The 12904-nt window shown below is 63.7% G+C and carries 15 protein-coding genes; 10 read left to right on the top strand and 5 right to left on the bottom strand.

Features of this window, described 5'->3' with window-relative positions:
• Positions 1 to 32: 32 nt before the first annotated feature.
• From LPW26_RS03855 to LPW26_RS03845, 3 genes are read right to left on the bottom strand one after another with little or no spacing between them, the layout of a single operon-like run.
• Complete coding sequence (locus tag LPW26_RS03855; protein ID WP_238732963.1) at positions 33 to 362, bottom strand: PaaI family thioesterase; 330 nt, start codon at positions 360 to 362, stop codon at positions 33 to 35.
• The gene (locus LPW26_RS03850; protein WP_238732962.1) at positions 359 to 2197 is read right to left on the bottom strand and encodes an AMP-binding protein; all 1839 of its coding nucleotides are present in this window, start codon (positions 2195 to 2197) and stop codon (positions 359 to 361) included. Before LPW26_RS03850 ends, LPW26_RS03855 begins: the two co-directional genes overlap by 4 nt.
• Positions 2194 to 3201, bottom strand: coding sequence for a quinone oxidoreductase family protein (locus tag LPW26_RS03845; RefSeq protein ID WP_238732961.1), 1008 nt, complete (start codon positions 3199 to 3201; stop codon positions 2194 to 2196). Before LPW26_RS03845 ends, LPW26_RS03850 begins: the two co-directional genes overlap by 4 nt.
• A 92-nt stretch (positions 3202 to 3293) precedes the next feature.
• On the opposite strand from LPW26_RS03845, the gene LPW26_RS03840 reads away from it, so the two are divergent.
• From LPW26_RS03840 to LPW26_RS03800, 9 genes are all read left to right on the top strand, one after another.
• Positions 3294 to 4271 (top strand): ABC transporter substrate-binding protein, encoded by a 978-nt coding sequence (locus LPW26_RS03840; RefSeq protein WP_319942159.1) that lies wholly within the window; start codon positions 3294 to 3296, stop codon positions 4269 to 4271.
• Positions 4272 to 4278: 7 nt separating this feature from the next.
• Entirely contained in the window at positions 4279 to 5067 is a 789-nt protein-coding gene (locus LPW26_RS03835; protein ID WP_238732960.1) for an ABC transporter ATP-binding protein, read from the top strand.
• The gene (locus LPW26_RS03830) at positions 5067 to 5957 is read left to right on the top strand and encodes an ABC transporter permease (protein WP_238732959.1); all 891 of its coding nucleotides are present in this window, start codon (positions 5067 to 5069) and stop codon (positions 5955 to 5957) included. The genes LPW26_RS03835 and LPW26_RS03830 overlap by 1 nt, the downstream gene beginning before the upstream one ends.
• Positions 5938 to 6735, top strand: a complete 798-nt coding sequence (locus LPW26_RS03825) for an aspartate/glutamate racemase family protein (protein WP_319942158.1) — start codon at positions 5938 to 5940, stop codon at positions 6733 to 6735. Before LPW26_RS03830 ends, LPW26_RS03825 begins: the two co-directional genes overlap by 20 nt.
• A complete protein-coding gene (locus LPW26_RS03820; protein ID WP_238732957.1) occupies positions 6696 to 7541 on the top strand; it encodes a VOC family protein in 846 nt (281 codons plus the stop codon). The genes LPW26_RS03825 and LPW26_RS03820 overlap by 40 nt, the downstream gene beginning before the upstream one ends.
• 73 nt (positions 7542 to 7614) lie before the next feature.
• A complete protein-coding gene (locus LPW26_RS03815) occupies positions 7615 to 8406 on the top strand; it encodes an IclR family transcriptional regulator (RefSeq protein WP_238732956.1) in 792 nt (263 codons plus the stop codon).
• 240 nt (positions 8407 to 8646) lie between these two features.
• Positions 8647 to 9417: a trans-aconitate 2-methyltransferase gene (tam, locus tag LPW26_RS03810; RefSeq protein WP_238732955.1), complete on the top strand. Its 771-nt coding sequence runs from the start codon at positions 8647 to 8649 to the stop codon at positions 9415 to 9417.
• Positions 9418 to 9535: 118 nt separating this feature from the next.
• A complete protein-coding gene (locus tag LPW26_RS03805) occupies positions 9536 to 10123 on the top strand; it encodes a TIGR00645 family protein (protein ID WP_238732954.1) in 588 nt (195 codons plus the stop codon).
• A gap of 2 nt (positions 10124 to 10125) precedes the next feature.
• A complete protein-coding gene (locus LPW26_RS03800) occupies positions 10126 to 11361 on the top strand; it encodes a lytic murein transglycosylase (RefSeq protein WP_238732953.1) in 1236 nt (411 codons plus the stop codon).
• A gap of 99 nt (positions 11362 to 11460) precedes the next feature.
• Here LPW26_RS03800 and LPW26_RS03795 read toward each other — a convergent pair whose 3' ends face one another.
• Both LPW26_RS03795 and LPW26_RS03790 read right to left on the bottom strand, forming a co-directional pair.
• Positions 11461 to 11745: a hypothetical protein gene (locus LPW26_RS03795; protein WP_238732952.1), complete on the bottom strand. Its 285-nt coding sequence runs from the start codon at positions 11743 to 11745 to the stop codon at positions 11461 to 11463.
• A gap of 221 nt (positions 11746 to 11966) precedes the next feature.
• Positions 11967 to 12287 (bottom strand): hypothetical protein, encoded by a 321-nt coding sequence (locus tag LPW26_RS03790; RefSeq protein ID WP_238732951.1) that lies wholly within the window; start codon positions 12285 to 12287, stop codon positions 11967 to 11969.
• Positions 12288 to 12682: 395 nt separating this feature from the next.
• Between LPW26_RS03790 and LPW26_RS03785 the strand changes: the two genes are divergently transcribed.
• The gene (locus LPW26_RS03785; RefSeq protein WP_238732950.1) at positions 12683 to 12886 is read left to right on the top strand and encodes a (2Fe-2S)-binding protein; all 204 of its coding nucleotides are present in this window, start codon (positions 12683 to 12685) and stop codon (positions 12884 to 12886) included.
• Positions 12887 to 12904 lie beyond the last annotated feature (18 nt).

Raw genomic sequence — 12904 nt, 5'->3', positions numbered from 1 at the left:
TCGTCCGTCGGAGCGCCGGCGATGATGCGCTGCTAAATCGGATCGCCGGCGCGTACGAGGCGCCCGGTGGCAATGAGGTCGGTTTTCACCGGAGATGTGAGGTAGTCGATCCGTACATTGGCCGTCGGTGCCGGACGCCCGGCGGCGAGTCCGCACACGACCGAGCCGGCGACGTCGACCAGCGTCGCGATCACGCCGCCATGGTAGTTGCCGCTGTCAGGAAAGATGCTCAACGCGGACTGATAGCACAGCCTCAGCACCGCAATCCCGCCGTCGAGGTCGGCACGCTCGAGCGTGATCCCGACCAGCCGATGAAAGGCAGCGGCGTCGACGACGCGGCGATAGGATTTGATGTCGGTCATTCTCGAATGGCTCCGTCCAAGGAGTTGATGGTCGATTTGATCGGCAATGTGCCTAGGGCGTCTCTCGCCGCGCTCTCGCATTCGGCGGGAACCCGCACGCGCGCGACCAATCCGTGCCGTTGGTCGGGTTCGACCGTCACCGTGACCTCCTGGAGCTCGAGCGTCTGCGCGAGCAGATCGCGGACCGCGCGCGCGATGATGTCCGCTTTCAGCGGCTGCTTGTGCACCTTGCCCACGGCCGTGATCGGCAGACGCGGCAGGATGAAGACGTCCTTCGGAACGGCGGCGCGCTCGGGAATGCGTGCTGCGGCAAAGGCAAGGATGGTGCGCGGATCAGCCGTTGCGCCGGGATGCAACTGGACATAGGCGACCGGCAGTTCGCCCGCATAGGCGTCCGGCTTTCCGACCGCGGCGGCGAGCGCGACTGCCTCGTGCGCGATCAGGGCGTCCTCGATCGTCGCAGGGTCGATACCGTGGCCGCCGCGCTTGATCAGTTCCTTGGCGCGGCCCGTCACCCAGATGTATCCTTCGGGATCGACGCGGCCGAGGTCGCCGGTATCGAGCCAGCGACCGGGAAAAAACGGTTGGCTCTCTGCAGGCCTGTTCCAATAGCCGTTGAAGACCGTGGGGCCGTGCACGGCGAGCGTTCCGATCTCGTCGACGTCGCAATCGCCGATGGCCTTGCCGTCAGCATCTGTGCGGATCGCTTTGACCTCGCAATAGGGCAGGGACAATCCCACGGAGCCCTGTCGTCCTTGTCCATCGAATGGTCCGCTGGTCACAGCGAGCGTGGCCTCCGTCAATCCCCATGGTTCGACCACCGGCACGCCTGACGCCGCGCTCAGACGCTCGCCGATCAGGTGTGGCAACGCGGCCGCACCGTTCACCAGCAGGCGAAGACGGTCGGCTTTGGTTCGATCCGGTGGATTGGTCGCGAGTTGCGCCATGATCGTCGGAGGTCCGACCGCCACGGTGATGCCGCACGTTGCAATCGTCTGGGGAAGCGCGGCAACGACGCCGTCCCCCCGATAGCCGAGGGGGCCGAGTACGGTGACGGTGCTGCCCGCACAAAGCGGAAACAATGCGCAGGCGAAAAGTCCGCCGACGTGAAACATCGGCATGGCGCACGAAACGTTGTCGTCCGCCGCGTAGCCATAGCCGAAACCACTGATCAGCGCGCCGGCCGCGAGATTGCGGGCGGTGAGCGGGACGAATTTCGGCAGCCCCGTGGTTCCGCCGGTGTGAAACAGGGCGACGCGCTCGTGCGGCGCGCGCGTGGCGAAGTCGACAGTTCCAAACTGCCCGAAAGACGCGGTCGCGGGATCGATCTCCAGAATGTGTGCGTCGAGTTTCGCGGACAGAATGGAGTCGAATGCGGCGGCGAGAATTGAAGGCTTGTCGCGCGGCACCAGGATCACCTTCGCCCCGCATTCGGCGATCAGCTTCAGGATCTGGGATGGTTCGAGGTAGTAGTTGATGGGCGCCAGCGTCGCGACGGCCAGCGCCGCCAGCGCCGCGCAGACCGTGCCGGGCCCGTTCGGCAGCAACGACGCGACGACGTCGGTCGGACCGGCGCCGAGGCGCCGCAACTCGGCCGCGATGCCCCGCGCACCATCGAGAAGGTCCCGGCGCGTGACCGGCACCGTCGAGATATCGGAAACCCCTCCGGGTAGATACTGAATGGCAGGCGCGGAGGGGGCGGCCGCCACCTGACCGGCAAACAGCGCGACCAGATCGCGGCCGCCGAGGCGTTCGTCCAAGGGGATCTGTTCGAACGCGGCGACGTCCGCGTGCGAGGCAAACCGTACACGACGTAGTTGCGGATGCGAGGTCATGGCTTGACGATCACTTTCCCGACGACGGCCCGTTCTTCCAATGCGCGGACCGCGTCGATGCCATCCGCCAACGTACACACGCGATCGATCGGCGGATCGAGCCGCCCGGACGCGACCAGATCGAGACAGGCTCTCTGATCCGCGACCGTCCACCCGGTGGAGCCGATGATGTTCATCTCCGACATGAAGAGATAAGGAATGTCGGTCACGGCCGAATAGCCACCGGTGCCGCCGCAGCAGAGCAGCCGACCGAAGCGTTTGACGCATCGCATCGAGGCGGCCCAGGTATCGCCGGCGGTGAAGTTCACCACGACATCGACGCCGCCACCCCGTAGCAGAGTCCCGGTCGTCTCGCGAATGTATCTGTCGATCTTCGTCGTTGCGTAGTTGATGGTTTCGTCCGCACCGAGTGCCCGCAGGCGTTCACATTTGTCTTCGCTGCCGGCGGCTGCGATGACCTTGCAGCCGGTAAGCTTGGCCAGCAGGATGCAGGCGGTGCCGACGCCGCCCGACGCGCCCAAGACGAGGATGGTTTCGCCCGTTTTGATGCCACCGCGCGTATGGAGCATCCGGTACGCGGTGCCATAGGCACAGGGCAGGGCGGCGGCCTTTTCATCCGCGACACTGTCCGGCAACCGCATCAACTGGCTCGCACGGACGGTACAGTACTCGGCCATCGCGCCGTTGCGCGTTTCGCCGAGCATCTCGAATTGTCCACCTTCCCAATCCACATGATGGGAGACCGGCAGGACCCGCTCCCCGACGCGCCAGCCCTCGACGCCGTCGCCGAGCTTGTCGATCACGCCTGCGCAATCACCGCCGGTGATTCCGGGCAGCTCGACCTTGATGCCCGGCATGCCGCGCCGCGAGAAGATATCGAGATAGTTCAGGCCGCAGGCTTTCACCCGAAGACGCACCCAACCCGGCGCCGGCTCCGGCACAGGTACTTCGCCATACTTCAAAACCGAGAGATCACCGTGCTCTTCGAAATAGACTGCCTTCATTCTCGCCTCCAACGCACATTTTCTGCTCTTGCATATCCTGCACGAGATTGCACATTATGCAATAACGATAGTTGCTCAATTTGGAGGCGTTGATGTTCAGAAATATCGGACTGGTAACGGTGGTCGCTGTCGCCACAATGGTGACGGCGATGGCTGCGGAGGCTCAGCCGATGCGTGTGGCGATTGCGGGTTGGGGGCCTCATCCGACGCTTAACGAGTCGATTGTCGGCTTCAAGAAAGGGTTGGCCGAAGAAGGCTTCGCCGAGGGCGCCGGCGTCGTGTTCGACGAGACCAACGTCAATTTCGACGCGGCGCTGATTCCGCAGATGCTCGTGAGATTGAGTGGTTCTCAGCCGGATCTGATGGCGACGATCGCGACGCCGGTCTCGATCGCGGCACGCAATCAGTTGCGTGCGAGAACGTTCCCGATCGTATTCTTTCCGGTGGCGGATCCCGTGCACGCCGGCCTGGTGCCGTCCTGGGACAAGAGCGAAAAGCTGATGACGGGCTCGTCCGTCGCACTTGATTATCGGGCAGTGCTCGCGTTCTTTCAGAAGCTCCTTCCGAACATGAAGAAGCTCGGGCTGCTTTACGATACTGGCGACGACAGCTCGAAATCCGCGGTGGATGCGCTGGAGGGTGTCGTCAAGGACACCGGCCTGGAACTCGTTCGGATCGGCGTCGACAATCCGAACGAGCTGCCGCAGCGTGTGCAGTCCGCGGTCGGGCGGGTCGATGCGATCTTCACGGTCGCGTCGGGACGGATCCAGCAGGGCATGGCTGCGATCTCGGCGACGGCAGATCGCGCGAAGCTTCCGGTCCTCACGTCGATCCCTCAGGCTGTGCAGCAAAACTACGCGCTCGCGGCGCTTGCACTGTCATTCGGACAATCGGGGGAAGCCGCGGGGCGGATCGCGGGGCAAATTCTCAAGGGACGTGATCCCGCGACGATTCCCGTCTATCGCGCCACCGAGGCCGACCACAGGCCGCTCATCAGCCGTCGCAAGCTCGAGTCGCAGGGGCTCAGTCTGCCGACGTCGCTGGCCGACTGCAAATGCCTGATCGACTGAGCCGTCCATGATCTCGGTTTCAGGGCTGCGCAAAGTCTTCAACGCCGGCACGGCATCCGAAAAGGTCGCGACGAGTGGCATCGATCTGCGCGTGACGGCCGGTGAGTTCGTCGCCGTGATCGGCGGCAACGGTGCCGGAAAAAGTACGTTTCTCAATCTCCTGGGCGGTGCGGTCATTCCGGACGGTGGGCAGATATCGATCGACGATATCGATGTCACCTTTCAGCCCGAGTATCGGCGCGCCGCGTTCATATCCCGGGTGTTTCAGGACCCGATGATCGGGACGGCGCCGTCGTTGACGATCGAGGACAATCTGACCCTCGCTCTGATGCGCGGCAATGGGCGCGGGTTACGCCCGGCCCACAGCGCTCTGCGGCGCGATGCGTTCCGTGCCGCGCTGGCGCGGCTCGGGCTCGGGCTGGAAAGCCGACTCGATGTTCTGGCGGGTGACCTCTCAGGGGGACAACGTCAGGCGCTGGCATTGGTGATGGCCACGCTCTGTCCCCCGAAATTGCTCCTGCTCGACGAACATACAGCAGCGCTTGATCCGCGCACCTCCCAACTGGTGATGGACGCCACGGTGATGTTGGTGCGCACCGGCAGGCTGACAACTCTGATGGTGACCCACAACATGCAGCACGCGCTCGATTATGCCACCCGTATCATCATGATGGATGCCGGCCGTGTCGTCGCCAGTATCGAGGCCGACGAGATTCGCGGCTTGAAGCCGGCCGATTTGGTGGCGCGCTTCCATATTCAAGACGACCGTATCGTCCTCAGCCAGGCTGGTGTGTGATGTTGGCGGTGTTCCTCAATCTCGTCCCCGTCACGCTGGTTCAGAGCCTCGTCTACGGGATCGTCGCGCTGGCGGTGATGATTCCGTTCCGGACCCTCTCGCTTCCAGATCTGACGGTGGAAGGCAGCTTTCCGCTCGGCGGGTGTATTGCAGCGACCCTGGTGACCGCCGGGCTCGACCCATGGACCGGAACGGCGGTCGCGATCTGCGCCGGCCTCCTCGCGGGCATCGCAACGGGCGTCATTCATCTGTATCTCAAGGTCCCCTCGCTGTTGGCGGGCATTCTGGTGGCGACCATGATCTGGAGCGTCAATTTGCGCGTCATGGGGATGCCCAACAGACCGGTTCTGCCCGAAATGACGTTGTTCGACTGGATCTCACCTCGGATTTTGCTCAGCAACGGGACGCAGGTCGCGTTGTTCTTCGCGCTCATCGTTGTGTTGCTGATCACGTTGATCGTGTTCTACCGAACGGAAATCGGGCTGTCGCTGCGCTGTGTCGGCGCCAATGCGCGGCTGGCGCCGGCGATCGGTATCAATTCGCGTCTCTATATTCTATTGGGGTTCGGCCTAGCGAACGCATTCGGCGCGTTGGCCGGCGCTCTCGTGGTTCAGCAGCAGGGCTATGCCGACGTCACCATGGGTTTCGGCATTCTCGTCAATGCCCTTGCCGCGCTGATCATCGGCGAGGCGATTACCGGGCGATCTTCGATCGAGCGGCAGGTCGCGGCACCGATCGTCGGCTCCCTGATCTATTACCAGCTCGTGTCGCTCGGGCTCGCGACCGGCCTGCATCCATCGGACCTCAAATTCCTGACCGGCGCTTTCGTGCTGATCACGCTCGGCCTGCCTCTGATTAGCGGGCGCTCGCGTGCGTTCGGTGGCATCTGAGGTCCGGATTGTGAGCATCTCCGGATCGGTAGTTCAAGCGCGGCGGATCGGACTGATCGGCGGCATGAGCTGGCATTCCACAGCGCTCTACTACGAACGTCTGAACCGCGCCATTGAGGCGCGGACAGGGCGGCATCACAGCTTTCGCGGCCAAGTGTGCAATCTCGACTACGCCGATCTTCTGGCGGCCGCTGAAGCGGGGCATTGGGCGCAGGTCGAGGCGACGTTGGCGGAGGCGGCGGCGCAGCTCGCGGCTGCCGGCTGCGAGGTGATCGCGCTCACGGCTGTGACGGCGCATCGTTGGTACGATGCGGTCGCGAGTGCTGTTCCCGGGACGGAGGTAGCACACGTTCTCAGCGCGACCGCGACACATCTCGACGCATTTGGGCTCGGTAACGTCGCCGTCCTCGGGACTAGTCTCGCCTGTTCGTCGCCGTTCTTGGACGGCTATCTCGCGCGCGGCCGTATGGTTCTGTGTCCGGAGGCGGATGATCAGCGTGCCCTGGATGATCTGATCCAGAACGTCCTCACCAATGAAGGCGCGGATGATCAGGCGCGGCAGCGTTTGGAGATCATCGTGCAGACAATGCACCGGCACGGCGCGGAGGCGGTCGTACTGGCTTGCACGGAACTGCCCCTTCTGCTTCCTCTCACCTCTCCATCTGTTCCGGTGGTCGATGTCGTCGCGCTGCATGTCGACGATCTCTGCGATCGGATTATTCCTGAATTGGATCGCCCATGTCAGATCGTACCATCGCCACCATCGATCATCTGCTGACCTACGTGAACGACCTCGACGAGGCGGCTTCGTTGTTTCGGCGGATGGGCTTCACGCTCTCGCCGATCAGTCGAATCGAGCCGATGGGGATTTCGAATTACCTCGTCCTGATGCAGCCGCTCGTGGATGGATTCGCGAACTTTCTCGAGTTGATGGCGGCACACGATCGCTCGTGTTTGCCGCCGGCGATGGCGGGCGTTCTGTCCGGCGAGCAGGGTACGAAGTCGATGGTGCTCGGCGCGCGAGACGCGGCCGGCGCTTACGCCTTGATGCGCGACCGCGGCTTTGATGCCTCACCCCCGATCCATGTCCGCAGGGAGTGGTTCATCGCTCCCGGCGAGTCGGTGTTTCCCGAGTTCGACGTCATTCTGCCCATCGGCGCGGAGCTGACATTCAATGCCTGCCAATATCATAACGTCGGGCTCTATCTGCGTCCGGAATGGTTGACGCATGCCAACGGAGCGCGGCACTTGCGCCGTGTGCTTGCCGTGGCGGACGATCCATCGGCACTGGCGAGCAGGTTCGGCAAGTTGTTTGCGCCGTCATCGGAGACGGTGTCGCCGGGCGGGGTGCAGCTCGATATCATCACGCCGGAGGCCGCGGCCGGGGCCTACGGCGCTGCGGCATCCCTGTCTGGAAAAGCCGCAGCCTATCTCGGCTACGTCCTCGAAGTCGAATCGTTGCCGCGCCTGCGCGCCTGTCTCGAGGCGGGGGCTGTGGCGTATCGATGCGAAGGAAAGACGATTATCATTGACCCGAATGCCGGACTCGGAAACCTGATCGTGTTTACGGAAGATGGAACATGAGATGGCTCGGAGAACTCGAGGTGGAGAAGAGACACCGACAGGCGCTCGGCGGAAGGCTGTGGCGGAGCCGGCAATGGACGGCGTTCAAGGCATCCAGTCGGTCGAGATCGGGTTTTCGGTGCTGGAGGTTCTGGCGGCCAGCGGCGGCTCGATGTCGTTGGGAGACGTGGCGCGGGGCGCCGATATGTCGCTCAGCCAGGCGCGTCGTTATCTGGTGAGTCTCGTTCGTTGCGGCCTTGCGATGCAAGATCCGTCGACGGGACTTTATGATCTCGGGTCGCGCGCGTTGCAGATCGGTCTGGTCGCCCTGGCCCGGGTCGAGGCAGTCGACCTCGCGGCCGCGGCATTGAAGGAGCTTCTCGCGCGGATCCGGCAGGGCGGCACGCTGGCGGTGTGGGGCGAGGAAGGCCCCACCGTGGTGCGCTGGTTCCGTGGCGCCGGGCTGGGTGTCACCTCGATGGGACTTGGTACCATCTTTCCAATCTTTTCCTCTGCCAGCGGCCTCGTGTTCCTGACCTACATGAAGGAAGAGTTCACCCGTAAGCGTCTGGTGCAGGAGAAGGGAGCGAGATTCGTGTCCTCACCCGAGGGACGTGCGGCGATCGAGTCCGTCAAGCTTTCTGTTCGTCGGGACGGTTATGGCTGGCTGAAAGGTCACTTCGTCCAGGATATCCGCGGTGCCGCGGCGCCTGTGTTCGATTCACAAGGTGAACTGGTCGCCGTGCTCGCGATCGCTGGAAACGATGACGGTCACAGCGCCAAGAACGATCCTGCGGTTCGTGCATTGGTCGACGCTGCAGCTCAGGTGTCGAAGCAGCTCGGCTTTGTGCCAGGGGACGTGCCTGTCAAGGGCGGGAAGCGCTGATAGGTGATTGACTGCGCTCTGTCCGCGGCCTCCCGAGCCTCACGGCCCGGATGAGTTCGTCATGAGCGGACCTACGTTGCGCTCAAGCGGACGCCTATTCGCCTGCCGGCAGTTCGGCTTGCTCGCGACCCTTTGCGGCATGGCATAGAAGGTGGAAGCGACGACGGCAGCTGCGGGATATTGCAAAATCCCGCCGGATCAATAGCTTTCCAGCCCGACTCGGGGCGTATGGGTGGATGGATGGCCGACTGGAGTGCCGAGCAATATCTGAAGTTCGAGGACGAGCGCACCCGGCCGGCGCGTGACCTGCTGGCGCAGGTTCCGGTTGTCGCGCCGCGCAAGGTTGCCGATATCGGCTGCGGACCCGGCAATTCGACCCAGCTCCTGGTCGAGCGTTGGCCGGAGGCTGCAGTGATCGGCATCGACACCTCGGCCGACATGCTGCGCCAGGCGCGTGAGCGGCTGCCGCAGCACAAGTTCATCGAAGCCAATGTTGCACATTGGGCGCCGCCGGCCGGTACCGACGTGCTGTTCGCCAATGCGGTGTTTCAGTGGGTGCCGGACCATCTGAAGCATTTCAAGCGGCTGGTCTCGGGTCTCGGGCCGGGCGGGGTGCTCGCCGTGCAGATGCCGGACAACCTCGACGAGCCGTCCCACATCTTGATGCGCGAAGTCGCGTTTCAAGAGCCGTGGCGGCATCAGCTGTCCAAGGCGGCCGAGCTGCGCGACTCCCTCCCCAAACCGGGCGTATACTACGACGCCCTGCGGCCGCTGTGCAGCCGATTGGAGATCTGGCACACCGTCTACAACCACGTTCTCGATGACGCGGTTGCTGTCGTCGAATGGGTTAAAGGGACGGGTTTGCGTCCGTTCGTCGATCCGCTCGATCTGCCCGAGCGGAAGGCGTATTTAGCCGCCTACACGGCACGCATTGCGGCCGCTTATCCGCCACAGGCGGATGGCAAAGTACTGTTACGGTTTCCGCGTATCTTCATCGTCGCCATCAAGTAGTTTCCGCCTGATTCGTGGCGGCCGATGCGGTTAATCGCCGCTGCTCGTCGCCTCGACAGAATCGTACGGAGTTCCCACTTGAGAGGTCGCCAATTTTTCCCGCCTGGAGCCAATTCCCATGTCGATGACGCCCGAGACGCCGCTGCCGCCGAAAGGCTCGGCGCTGCGCCCGATCCCCATGCTGATCTTCGGTTCGCGCTGGCTGCAATTGCCATTGTATGTCGGACTGATCGTCGCCCAGGGCATCTACGTCGTTCTGTTCTTGAAAGAGCTCTGGCACCTGTTTCAGCACTCTTTCGATTTCAGCGAGCAGCAGATCATGCTGGCGGTGCTGGGACTGATCGACGTGGTGATGATCTCCAACCTGCTGGTGATGGTGATCGTCGGCGGATACGAGACCTTCGTGTCGCGCCTCAACCTGCGCGGGCATCCGGACGAGCCGGAATGGCTCAGCCACGTCAATGCGAGCGTGCTGAAGATCAAGCTGGCGATGGCGATCATCGGCATCTCGTCGATCCACCTGCTGAGGACCTTCATCGAGGCCGGCAGCCTCGGCGCACCGGGCCGGGCCGGCTACACCGAGACCGGCGTGATGTGGCAGACCATTATCCACACTGTGTTCATCCTGTCGGCGATTGGGATCGCGTGGGTCGATCGGATTTCGAATCAGGCGGTCGAAGAAGCGAAGGCGCACTCGGCGCAGTGACGATGCGCGCAGTCGCAATCGTCCTTGCGGCCTGTATGACGTTGTGTCTGGGGCCATTGCCGAAGGCGGCGCTGGCGGCCGATGCGGGCTTCTCGCGCTTCGTTGCCTCGTTGTGGCCCGAGGCGCAAAAGGTCGGCGTATCTCGCGCCACCTTCGACGCGGTCACGGCGGGGCTTGAGCCGGACTACAAGCTGCCCGATCTGCTGCTGCCGGGGCGGCCGAAGACCGGCGCGCCGTCGCAGGCTGAATTCGTTCAGGTCCCTGCGGACTATCTGAAGGAAGCCCGGATCGAAGGGCTGGCCGGGCATGGTCGCAAGCTGCTGTCGCAGTATGGACCGACCCTGCGGGCGATCGAGCAGCGCTTCGGCGTGCCGGCCACGGTGGTGCTGGCAATCTGGGGGCGCGAGACCGACTACGGCCGCTATCGTCTGCCCTACGATGCCGTGCGGGTGATGGCGACGCAGGCCTATGTGGGACGGCGCAAAGACCAGTACCGCGTCGAACTGATCGAGGCGATGAAGATCATCAGCGATGGCGTTGTGCCACGAGAGGCGATGCGCTCGTCATGGGCGGGCGCGACCGGTCTGACGCAATTCCTGCCCTCCGAGTATTACAAGCACGGTGTCGACTTCGACGGCGACGGCAAGATCGACATCTGGCGCTCTGTGCCGGATGCGCTTGCCTCCGCCGCGCAGCAGCTCGTCAATAAGGGCTGGAAGCCCGGCGTGCGATGGGCCTACGAAGTGAGCGCTCCGGCCAATGCCGACTGCACGCAGGGTCGCCCCGAGGTCTCGAAACCCATCGGGCAGTGGGTGCGCGAGGGATTTGCGCCGGTGCGGGGCGAGCGGCTCAGCGCCGAGGAACTCGCCGAGCCCGCTTCGCTGCTGCAGCCCGAAGGGATCTATGGTCCGGCGTTCCTGACGACGAAGAACTACTTCGTCATCAAGGAGTACAATTTCTCGGATCTCTATGTGCTGTTCGTCGGGCATCTCGCCGATCGCATCACCAATCCGCAGCCGTTCGCGACGCCGTGGACAGCGACCAAACAGCTCCGCACCGCGGATGTCGAGGCGATGCAGCACGGTTTGACACGGCTCGGCTTCTACAACGACAAGGTCGACGGCAAGGCCGGAATGCTGACGCGCGCCGCACTCGGCGCCTATCAGAAGTCGGCGCGGCTGAAGCTGGATTGCTGGCCGAGCGAAACCGTGCTGCGCTCGATCCAGGCGGCGCGCTGAGCGCGGCATCGTCAGCAGGCCGCTTCGTACAGCAAAAGCCCGGCCGATCGCTCGGCCGGGCTTTCTTGAAACGCTAGTCGCTCGAGCCGATGGCTCAAATCAATCGCAAACCTCGACCGGGCGCGAACGCCAGATGCCGCGGTAGTCGTCCCAGAAGCGCTGGCGCACAACGCGGCATTCCGGCTCTTCGACATACACCGGGGCGGGGGCCGCATAGGCCGGGCGGCTCGCGGCGATCGCGCCGCCGAGCAGGGCGCCACCGATCAGGCCGCCAGCGACGCCAGCAGCGATCCGGCCGCCATCGGCCTTGGCCGCCGGGACCGCGGTGACCAGCGAGCCGGCGAGGGTCGCGACCGCAACCATGACCGAAACAGTCTTCTTCATTTCTCTCTCCAGAGTGGCGCCGCCACTGGCGCGTTGACAGAAGGTCGCCCAACCGACCGGACAGCAACAAGAAAATGCAATGCCGTCAATCGTCGCATATCCAGCTACGGATCAATGTCCCTTAAAAACGGTCTTTTTTCGGGCCACCCGGAGCGATACCCCCGAGCTTGGAAAAACTCGGGGGTGGTTGGTAGTCGTGAGAGCCGTCAGACGGTTCAATCTCAGCCGCAAACCCGGACCCGGCGGATTCGCCAGCCATAGCCATCCCAAAATCGCTGGCGCTGCCAGAAGCAGTCGCCGTAGGGGCCGGGCTCGACCACATAGGCAGGTGCCGGCGTGTAAACCGGGCGCGGCGCATAATAATATCCGGGCCCGTAGCCGTAGCCCGGGCTGGCCAGTGCACCGCCGACCAGCGCGCCTCCGAGGAGGCCGGCGGCGAGACCCGCGCCGAAGCCGTCATGCGCCTGGGCCGGCGCCGATGCGCCGACTGCTGCAAGCCCGAGAGCGGTGGCGGCCACCAGCCCCGTCAGTGCTTTCCTCATGGATTCAACCCTTCTTACTGGCCCGGTCCGATCGGGGACCGGTGCGATCGTGTCGCAGGCTGCAGCATCCATCTTTCTCTTGAACGATCCGTGAATGCGTGGGCCCAGACCTGCCACGATTGGCCAGCGGCTTGCGGCAAACTCGTGGCAACGGTTTTTCCATCACCCGAGAGGGCGCGGCATGCCGGCGCCAGCCGCGACGATCCGGCTCATCGCAGCGAACTAACGATAGCGCTTCTGCTCGAGCCGCACGGCGAGTGGGACGAGATTGCGGGAGATCAAAACCGGCCGCCGAGTTTGGAATAGCTTCAAAACGCCGGTTTTCCTTTTGCTTCCACCCTATCTCTTCACTATCGAAAAGCTCGTACCGTCGTCATTGGGATCTTCGTACTTCCATGATTGTCTGTTCCTGCAACGTCCTGTCCGACCACGATGTCCGTAGCGCCCTGCATCCCGAAGGCGGGAATGCAAGTAGCGCCGGCGAGGTTCATCGTTGCCTCGGCTGCAGCCGGAAGTGCGGGCGCTGCATGCATACGATCCGGAAAATCATGTCGGATGCCGGCTGCGCTGCCGGTCACGCTCCAGCTCGCGTCTCGTAAGCTGAATCTGGCGCCCAG

The sequence above is a fragment of the Rhodopseudomonas infernalis genome (assembly GCF_022271405.1).
Lineage (GTDB): Bacteria > Pseudomonadota > Alphaproteobacteria > Rhizobiales > Xanthobacteraceae > Rhodopseudomonas > Rhodopseudomonas infernalis.
This window is presented reverse-complemented; position numbering and strand designations above follow the sequence as displayed.